Source organism: Rubripirellula obstinata (assembly GCF_001642955.1).
Classification (GTDB): Bacteria; Planctomycetota; Planctomycetia; order Pirellulales; family Pirellulaceae; genus Rubripirellula; species Rubripirellula obstinata.
In genome coordinates this window covers 1-8,012 of sequence record NZ_LWSK01000180.1, presented here as the reverse complement: position 1 = coordinate 8,012, position 8,012 = coordinate 1, and the positions used below count along the sequence as shown (strand labels likewise).

The window sequence follows — 8,012 nt, the reverse complement described above, 5'->3', positions numbered from 1 at the left end:
GGAACCGAGCCAAAGAAAATTAGACGCTGCCATCCGGGGATTTACATCCCCGGCAAAGGGCTTCCGTCCCCTCCGGGACTATTCACGAACGTTATGATCGCGGAGCGATCAACGACTGTTTACATTTATATGCGCGACTTCACTCGGTAGGAGTAACGACATTAATCCGGCAGCAATCAAATCGATGTCCCCCAAGCCAGTTCAAATTGGGCAGTTCAAATTCTAAAGTAAGTTTAGGTAGGCCGGAACAAGCCGCTTCGGCGCAGTTCCGGCAATCCACGGTAGTACAATGCAATTGCCGGAACTGCGCCGAAGCGGCTTGTTCCGGCCTACGCCGATTTGCAAAACGCTTCGCAAACTTTGACATCGATACGCGAATCTACCTATCGCCCAGGTTTAAAGAGAGCGATTTTAAGTACGTGCCAAGTGGTAGGCTGATCCCGCGCGTGAGTCGCCGGGTTCGGTTGATCTCGCACTGAACCCTGGCGGGATCAGCTACGGGGTGACTCGCTAACAACATCCTTCGTCGCCACAGCAATCTTCGCTGGCGATGGTGAGTTTGAAATTCTTGCCTTTGGTGACTTTGGGTGATCGCAGTGCTTCACCGTGGGTGCATTCAAACGGCTTGGCTTCGGATTCGCTAATTTCGACGCGTGGTTCGATGCCGACGAAGTCTTTGCCGTAGGCTTGTCCGGTCATCAACTGGAACGTTTTTCGACAAACCGCGGTACGCTGACCACGCTGAAACGTGTGACCGCTATCGTCCACGACTTTGGCGTAAGGTCCGCGATACATCACCGCTTCGTTGTGCTCGAAACACTCGACATCAGCCGGCTTGTAGGCGATCACAGTCGCTGATCGGAACTCGATTCCTTCGACAGTCTGCCAAGGTGATTCCTGCAACGTTTCAAGCGTCACGCCTTGGAAACCGGCTCTTGTGAACGCTTCCAAAAACTCGTGTTCATGAAAAGCACCGGAGATACAACCGCTCCACAAATCCGCATCATGCTGCATTTCGATCGGCACCAGTTCGTCACTTACGATGTCGCTGATCACCGCGCGGCCACCGACTTTCAAAACACGAAAAATCTCTCGGAACAACTGTTCTTTTTCCGCTGGTGCAACCAGATTTAACACGCAATTGCTGACCACCACATCAATCGATTCGTCCGCGATCATCGGTCGGCTTTGACGCATTTCTTCGATGAATGCTTCCAACTTCTGCAAACCCGATTCGTCGGTGACCGGGTGTTCGGCTAGATATTGATCGACGGCGTCACGATCGATCGCCATGTCTTGGATTTTGCCTTTGCGAAAATCGACGTTATCAAATCCGACTTTCTCGGCAACCACTGTTTTGCTGCGACGTGCCAGATCCAGCATCGTGTCGTTCATGTCGACACCGATCACTTTCCCCTGGGCACCGACCACCTGCGACGCGATGAAGCAGATCTTGCCGCCACCGCTGCCTAAGTCCAAAACGGTTTCACCGGCACGAACATGTTTGGACGGATCGCCGCAGCCGTAGTCTCGCTCGATGACTTCGTCGGGAATGACCTTCAAGTACTTCGCGTCATAATCGACCGGGCAACAAAGCTCCGCCTCACGCTGTCCAGCAGCGGCGGAGTAACGTTCACGGACAGCGGATTCAGTGTTCAACATGTTTGGGAAGTTTGAAGAGTGAAGTTTGAAGAGTAAAAGCTATCGCCGGGAAGGCTTAGATTACGAATTAGGTGATCGCGCCGCTGCAACTGCTGCCGGCACCGGCAGTGCAGCCGTAGCAGTGATCGGCGGTTGTGATTGGTCGGCCAGCAAATTGATCAAGCGATTCGATGTCCCAGAGGGTTGTTTTGTCCTTGCCGCCGATCGGCATCTCTAGCATTTGATTGAAGTCGCAGTCATAAATCAAACCATCCCAACTGATCGACACCAAAGACCGGCACATCACGTGCCCCGCCGCGTCGGCATTGAAGTGATCCGACAGCAAACGCATGTAATCATTCAGCTTACCTCGTTTGTTTAAATACTGGGCGTAACGTTTGATCGGGATGTTGGTGATGCAGTAAAGCTGATCAAAACTGATTCCATAGCGAGCCTGCATCTCGCGTTTGTAATCAGCTTGCAACTGTTCTTGATCGGGTGGCAATGATGGACCGGTCGGGTTGAAAACGAGATCCAAAGTAAGAGGATTCTCTGGATCAGCTTTTCCATAACCCAATTGATTCAGTTGGCGAAGCCCATCAATGCTGCGCTGGAAAACACCATCGCCACGTTGGCCGTCCACGTTGTCTTCCAAATAGCAAGGCAACGACGCGACGACATCCACCCGTTGTGCCGCCAAAAACTCGGCGAGATCTTCGTAGCCAGGCTCGGTCAAAATCGTCAAGTTGCAACGATCCAGAACTCGCAAACCGCGTTGACGAAACGTCGTCACCATTTGTCGAAAGTGCGGATTCATCTCGGGTGCCCCGCCGGTCAGATCAACCGTCGTCAACGATTCGCAACCAGCAGCCAAGTCCAGAATACGCTGAGCGGTTTCGGCGTTCATGTTTTCGCGTTTCTTCGTGGGCCCAGCCTCCACGTGGCAATGGGTGCAAGTCTGGTTGCACAGCTTGCCGAGATTGATTTGCAGTTCGGTTACGCTGCCACGCACCAAAGCCTCACCGGTTTCCTTGCCAACGCGGGTTGCAAAGGGCGGGATGATTCCGACGGGAAGGCCCGCGTCGATTACAGGTAACAGTTCGGACATTGGCGGCGGTGGTGAAGAGTCAAGGAAAAGAGGGAAGTCGTTCGTCGATCAGACAAGGCTCTGGTCGGCTCGAAGCGTCCGTTTAAATCGTAGCTGATCCCGCCAGGGTTCAGTCCACCATGGGTTCAAGTTCGACTGAACCCTGGCGGGATCAGCTACGGGCAAGTCGTGTAAAAACCGCTGCTGAGTGTAAACGATATCCATGCGAACTTGTGATGGGGGTTGGGTCCATGCATCCGCCACTAGTAGTCCATGTCAGCTCAATCTTCGGTTAGGAGGTAGCGGAAGTCGCGTAGACTTTCGGCGTCCCCCTCGTAGCCGAAACTCTTGGCGAGTTCCGCTACCCGAAAATTGAGGTGACGCGGAATACTAGAACTTGCAGCGGGCAGAACAAACCTCCCTGATGGCGTAGTGGTGACGGTTCTGTAAACTTTGCTGGCGTAAAGAGTCTGTTTCAAAGCGTAGCTGATTCCGCCAGGGTTCAGTCCTGGCCCCATCTATGCTCGACTGAACCCTGGCGGGATCAGCTACGGGCGAACCCTGCTTCCCATCCTTTTAGTTTTGGCCCATGTCAACTGATCTCCTCTCAACGCCTCTTCTGGATTGGCACCGCGGCGCTGGCGCGAAGCTGATGTCCTTTGCGGGCTATGAAATGCCAATCCAGTACTCGTCCATCGTGACTGAGCATCAAACGTGTCGGACTTCGGCGGCACTGTTTGACGTTTCGCACATGGCGCGACTTCGATTTGATGGCGACCATAGCGAGGATCTGCTGGACCATCTGCTGACTCGCAAAATCAAAGACATGCCGATTGGTGGAGTCCGTTACGGTCTGATTTGCAATGCCGAAGGCGGCGTTTTGGACGATGTGCTGGTTTCCAATCTGGAAACACCATCCCAGCGACGGTTCCATTTAATGGTCGTCAACGCGTCGAATCGAGAAAAGATCAAGAACTGGATTCTTCCGCACCTGGCCGACTTTCCGACGGTCACGATGTCTGATCGAACCGAATTGACTGCCATGATCGCCGTCCAAGGCCCCAAAGCCATGGACGTTTGCAAGCGGTTATTTAAGTGTGACCCAACAAAGCTGAAATACTATCGCGCGGTCATCACCGAACAATTCGGAAAGCCAGTCATCGTCAGCCGCACCGGGTACACCGGCGAAGATGGGTTTGAATTGATCGTTCGGGCCGAAGAGGCAGAGCGAATTTGGGAAAACATTTTGCTGTGCGGTCGCGACGAAGGCTTTGCCGCGGCTGGCTTGGGAGCACGCGATACATTGCGAATGGAAGCCGGCATGCCGTTGTATGGTCACGAGCTTAGTGAAACCATTGACCCGATTTCCGCCGGGCTAAAATTTGCCTGCACGCTGAAAGACCGCAGCTTTATTGGCGACGAAGCTTTGCGAAAAATTCATGCTGACGGTCCAAAACAACGACGCATCGGACTGTTGATCGAAGGCAAGCGTCCGGCTCGCGATGGATGCCCCATTTTGGACGATTCTGGCAACCCGATTGGTATCATTAGCAGTGGCGGACCGTCACCCACGCTGGGGAAACCGATCGCGATGGCCTACGTTGACGCCGCTTCATCGAAGCAAGCACGCTATGCGATTGATGTCCGTGGTAAACTGATTCACGCTACGGCGATCCCGCTGCCCTTTTACAAACGAGAAGGAAACTAAATAAATGTCCCGTGATCCCGCTTCCCTGCTCTACGCAGAAACCCACGAATGGGCCGACCTGACTTCCGATGACGGCATCGCCACGATCGGTATTTCTGCGTTTGCAATCGAACAGCTCAACGATCTGGTTTACATGGACTTGCCCGAAGTAGGCAAAGAAGTTGCCGCTGGAGATGAATTTGGCGAAGTCGAATCGGTCAAAGCCGTCAGCCCGTTGTACAGTCCCGTCAGCGGCACGGTGGTCGAAGTTCACAGCGAGCTGCCTGACAATCTTGAAAAGTTGAACGAAGATCCGTTGGACTTTGGTTGGATCGTTCGCATCAAGGTCAGCGGCGATGAAGGTCGTGACAAATTGATGGACCACGCTGCCTACGAAAAACAATGTTCCGAAGCCGGTTAAACGAAAACCGTCTCTATGAATGATGCAACGTCGGTTGGACGACTGATTGGCGTGGATTCCAGCGGTGGATTGACCGACGCCGAATCCGCGGCAATGAACATGTCGCTGGACCAAGCGATCTTGGAATCCGTTGACCAGACGGGCGTTGCCTGCCTGCGGTTTTACCGATGGTCGCAGCCAACACTGTCGCTCGGATACTTTCAAAAGTTCGCCGATCGGCAAACGCACACCGAAAGCCTGGACCTGCCTTGCGTGCGGCGGGCATCGGGCGGAGGTGCAATTGTTCACCATCACGAATTGACGTATTCGATTGCCATTCCCGACGATCATCAATCGCTGATCACGAAGCCGTCTGCAAACCAGTCTGACAAACCAAAAATCAGAACCTCCATCGGTGCCAACGCCAGGCTTTACGCTTTGGTACACGAAGCGATTGCCGACGCCGTCCGTGAATTCGGAGTCACGGCAACTCCCTATCGGTTACTGCAATCGGATCAGGAACAGAAAAAAGCTTCCGATGCTGATGAGCCGGTGCTTTGCTTTCAGCGGCGGACTAGCGAAGACCTGATCGTTGCCGGTTACAAAATTCTTGGCAGCGCCCAGCGGCGTGGCAAGCGATCATTGCTGCAACACGGCAGCCTGCTTGTGCGATCGAGTCCGCAGGCCCCGCAATTACCGGGGCTGATTGATTTGGGTGCCAAAATTACGACGATTGAGGATCTGATTGAACCGATCACCAGGCAAATACAGAGCCGCTTAATGATTCAGTGGTCACCAAGTTCCATCAACGAGGCCGAACGGCAATTGGGGACTGAAATTGCGTCGCGAAGGTTCCTAGCCTACGATTGGACGCATCGCAGGTAATTACGAACACTACTCCGCCGGGTGGCGAGTGTTTTTTAGTAAGCGATTACCCGCTTTCACAACAAAGTCAGGCATTCTCAGCGCCGATAATCTGTTTAGAATAGGGCAAGGGCTTTAGGGTTCCTGTTTCTTCGTTTCAAAGACGTGCGCCTTCTCGTAATCGGTGATCCATGCAGGTCAAATTAATCGTTCGTTCCGGCAGTCATGAAGGAAAAGAGATTGCGATCTCGAGCGAGAAATTTCTGGTCGGACGAAGCGAATCTTGCCAGCTAAGGCCCAAGAGCGAATCGGTCAGCCGCAAGCATTGCATCATCGTTCTGAAAGAGAACCGTGTTCTGATCCAGGATTTGAAGAGCCGCAATGGGACCTATGTGAACGACAAACGTTTGCCCGTCGATAAGGCAAAGGTTTTAAAAGCCGGTGACATGCTACGCATCGGCAAATTGCTTTTTGAAGTCTTGCTGGAACACGGTCTTCAAGGCGTCAAGAAAGCGGAGGTCACCGACGTTGGCGATGCCGCCGCACGCACGGTGGAAGCAGGAATTAACGATAGCAAGTTTGAACCGGTCGATGTGAGTGATTGGTTGGACGAAGCAGACCAAATCGATCGCGTGCGAAAACTATCCGATCCCGAAACTCGGCAATTCCAATTGGAACACGTGGATGATCCATCTTCATCTGGGACTGATGAGAGTGGCGAATTGTCCGTCAGCGAATCTTCGTCCGAATCGATTCGCAAACGACCTGACAAAAATCAAAAGCCGGGCAAACTTCCCGAAAGCGTCAAACGAGAGATGACGGATAACTCTCGTGACGCCGCCGACAATGCCCTGAAGCGTTTCTTCAGCGGACGCTAAATCAAACTTCAGCCAACCTGTTTCTGATGAGCAATTCAAGCGAACTACCGGCTAGCCAAATGTCGGTCAGTCGCATGCCGGTCCGTAACGTGTCTGTCCGTAACGTGTCTGTTGGCAACGTGTCTGTTGGGAATTGGGGCAGCGCCAACAACATGGCAATGTCCGCGCTCGTCCAGCAGCATCACTCGCTGGTCTTCAAAATCTGCATGAAGTTTCTCGGGCATCGTCAGGATGCAGAAGACGTGACGCAGGAAACGTTTTCGCGTTTTGCAAAGCACTTTGACCGTTGGGACCGCGGCCGTCCATTGGAACCTTGGTTAGCAAAGATTGCTGGAAACCGCTGTCGCAGCTTTCTAGCCAGCCGCCAATCAGTACGTCACCGGTCCGCGCTTCATCAATCGCTGTCCGAGGTGAGTGAACCTGTTCGGCAAGAGACACAACAGATTGATGCGGCAAACCAACTTCAAGAAGAGGTCTCAATTGCGATCGCTGCACTTCCGCAAATGCAGCAAACTGCTTTCACAATGTTTCACGAGCAGGGGCTTAGTTATGCCGAAATTAGTGATCGAGTTGGGCATCCGCTGGGAACGGTAAAGACTTGGGTGCATCGTGCCCGGCAACAACTTATCCAGCATTTGAGTCATCGTGATGCGATTGTTCCACAGCGCAAGCAATCAGGTGGTGCATGATGGACTGCAACGAATTCCAACGACAATTCCAGCGATCGCTCGACCGACGCGATGCATCGCCCAACCGTGAAATGCAATCACACGCCAATCAATGTGCGTCGTGCCAGCACCAAGTGCAACTATGGCAATCCATCGAAACTTCCTTGGCATCCAAGACGTATCAAGAACCTCAGACGAATCAAAGCAAGTCGATCAAAGGCCGATCCATTGTCGCTGTCGCAGTAGCAGCAAGCTTGGCAATTGCTTTCGCAACGCAACGAACGACTGATCCCATCGCGGAATCGCAGAGTCCAGATTCGCAGAGCCTGACTTCCATCGATTCACAAACAAACGCATCGAAAACGGATCTGGCGACTTCGATCACCGGACCACAACTTGATCCAAGCATCTGGTGGAACGACATTCGCGACCGTGATTGGGTTGGTCGCACGTTGCCAACGGTGCGAATTGTCAGCGACGGTGTCGCCCCACTAGGCCGTTCGATCCAGCGTGCCGCAACTCTGTTAACGACGGCACCGCGAGAACAAACCTCGTGAATGTGATTCGTCGTTACCGAATTCAGCCGGAGAGAGGCGACAGCTCGGTGCAGGTGGCGATCGCCACCGAACTGCCATTAGGCACCGAACTGCCGGTAGGCACCGAACTGCCATTAGGCACCGAACTGCCGGTAGGCACCGAACTGCCATTAGGCCCGGAGGGCCGACAGCCCCCTGCCGGGTGCGCAAGCACCCGGATGGCAGCCCCCTACATCCATTCTCTGGCTCGG

At 53.4% G+C, this 8,012-nt stretch carries 9 protein-coding genes; 7 read left to right on the top strand and 2 right to left on the bottom strand.

The window, feature by feature from the left end; all coding sequences use genetic code 11:
* Positions 1-510: 510 nt before the first annotated feature.
* On the bottom strand, positions 511-1,659 hold the full coding sequence (locus RC85_RS24040; protein WP_200836844.1) for a methyltransferase domain-containing protein: 1,149 nt from the start codon (positions 1,657-1,659) through the stop codon (positions 511-513).
* A gap of 70 nt (positions 1,660-1,729) precedes the next feature.
* Complete coding sequence (gene arsS, locus RC85_RS24035; protein ID WP_068267289.1) at positions 1,730-2,749, bottom strand: arsenosugar biosynthesis radical SAM (seleno)protein ArsS; 1,020 nt, start codon at positions 2,747-2,749, stop codon at positions 1,730-1,732.
* A gap of 568 nt (positions 2,750-3,317) precedes the next feature.
* Between arsS and gcvT the strand changes: the two genes are divergently transcribed.
* The 7 genes from gcvT to RC85_RS28665 all read left to right on the top strand — a co-directional run.
* On the top strand, positions 3,318-4,436 hold the full coding sequence (gene gcvT, locus RC85_RS24030) for a glycine cleavage system aminomethyltransferase GcvT (RefSeq protein ID WP_068267288.1): 1,119 nt from the start codon (positions 3,318-3,320) through the stop codon (positions 4,434-4,436).
* Between the two features lie 4 nt (positions 4,437-4,440).
* Complete coding sequence (gcvH, locus tag RC85_RS24025; RefSeq protein WP_068267287.1) at positions 4,441-4,836, top strand: glycine cleavage system protein GcvH; 396 nt, start codon at positions 4,441-4,443, stop codon at positions 4,834-4,836.
* Between the two features lie 15 nt (positions 4,837-4,851).
* Positions 4,852-5,700 carry a lipoate--protein ligase family protein gene (locus RC85_RS24020; RefSeq protein ID WP_068267286.1) on the top strand — a complete coding sequence of 283 codons (849 nt, stop codon included), beginning with the start codon at positions 4,852-4,854 and terminating at the stop codon, positions 5,698-5,700.
* 170 nt (positions 5,701-5,870) lie between these two features.
* On the top strand, positions 5,871-6,557 hold the full coding sequence (locus RC85_RS24015; RefSeq protein WP_068267285.1) for an FHA domain-containing protein: 687 nt from the start codon (positions 5,871-5,873) through the stop codon (positions 6,555-6,557).
* A gap of 26 nt (positions 6,558-6,583) precedes the next feature.
* Positions 6,584-7,246 carry an RNA polymerase sigma factor gene (locus tag RC85_RS24010; RefSeq protein ID WP_084422984.1) on the top strand — a complete coding sequence of 221 codons (663 nt, stop codon included), beginning with the start codon at positions 6,584-6,586 and terminating at the stop codon, positions 7,244-7,246.
* Positions 7,243-7,782, top strand: a complete 540-nt coding sequence (locus RC85_RS24005) for a hypothetical protein (protein ID WP_149752821.1) — start codon at positions 7,243-7,245, stop codon at positions 7,780-7,782. The genes RC85_RS24010 and RC85_RS24005 overlap by 4 nt, the downstream gene beginning before the upstream one ends.
* Positions 7,779-8,012, top strand: a 234-nt coding sequence (locus RC85_RS28665; protein ID WP_238383212.1) for a hypothetical protein, incomplete at its 3' end; no start/stop codon positions are given. The genes RC85_RS24005 and RC85_RS28665, both read left to right, overlap by 4 nt.